This is a genomic window from Paenibacillus sp. 2TAB23, assembly GCF_052115165.1.
Classification (GTDB): Bacteria; Bacillota; Bacilli; order Paenibacillales; family Paenibacillaceae; genus Pristimantibacillus.
Genome location: NZ_JBFRGD010000064.1, coordinates 1 through 928, shown reverse-complemented (window position 1 = coordinate 928; position 928 = coordinate 1). Strand labels below are relative to the sequence as shown.

Genomic DNA, 928 nt, shown 5'->3' with positions numbered 1-928 from the left:
TATTTCGCAGCCGTACGTGTACTCTCCAGCTTGTTCGCTTTCGTTACCGTTACATACGCTGTTCCGCCTGTTGCTGTAAGCAGATCTGTTTTGGAAACTGTTACTTCCGTCGCGCCCTCTGCTACCGTTGCTGTTTCAAGTACCGTGCCGCCTGTTGCTACGCCGTATACGTTCACGATGTCGCCTTCGGCTAGACCCGTTACTTTTACCGTATCTGCCGTGCCTGTTGGGCTGTTAGCTACAGTAATTGTCGCTGCTGCCGGGGCTGCAGTGATTTCAGCATCGTATGCTTTTACTGTTCTTGTGCTCTCCAGCTTGCCTTCGTTTACTACGCTCACGTAAACGCTGCTTGCTGTTGCGCCTAGCTGCTCAATCGTTACCGTTGCTGATGTTGCTCCTTCAGCTACTGTTGCCGTTCCGATTGCTGCTCCGCCTGTTGCTGCTTTGTAGACATTCACTACATCGCCTTCTACTAGGCCTGTAACAACCACTGTATCRCTTACGCCTACTTTGTTGTTCGWWGCYGTGATCGTGGCTGCTGCTGGTGCTRCCGATACAGGCTCTGTTACATATTTCGCAGCCGTACGTGTACTCTCCAGCTTGTTCGCTTTCGTTACCGTTACRTACGCTGTTCCGCCTGTTGCTGTAAGCAGATCTGTTTTGGAAACTGTTACTTCCGTCGCGCCCTCTGCTACCGTTGCTGTTTCAAGTACCGTGCCACCTGTTGCTACGCCGTATACGTTCACGATGTCGCCTTCGGCTAGACCCGTTACTTTTACCGTATCTGCTGTGCCTGTTGGGCTGTTCGCTACGGTGATTGTCGCTGCTGCTGGTGCTGCAGTGATTTCGGCATCGTACGCTTTTACGGTTCTTGTGCTCTCCAGCTTGCCTTCGTTTACTACGCTCACATACACGCTGCTTGCTGTTG

Annotated in this window: 1 pseudogene; it reads right to left on the bottom strand. The window is 52.1% G+C overall.

The window, feature by feature from the left end:
- Positions 1–928 (bottom strand): annotated as a pseudogene (locus AB4Z29_RS32290) (hypothetical protein); the annotation flags it as partial.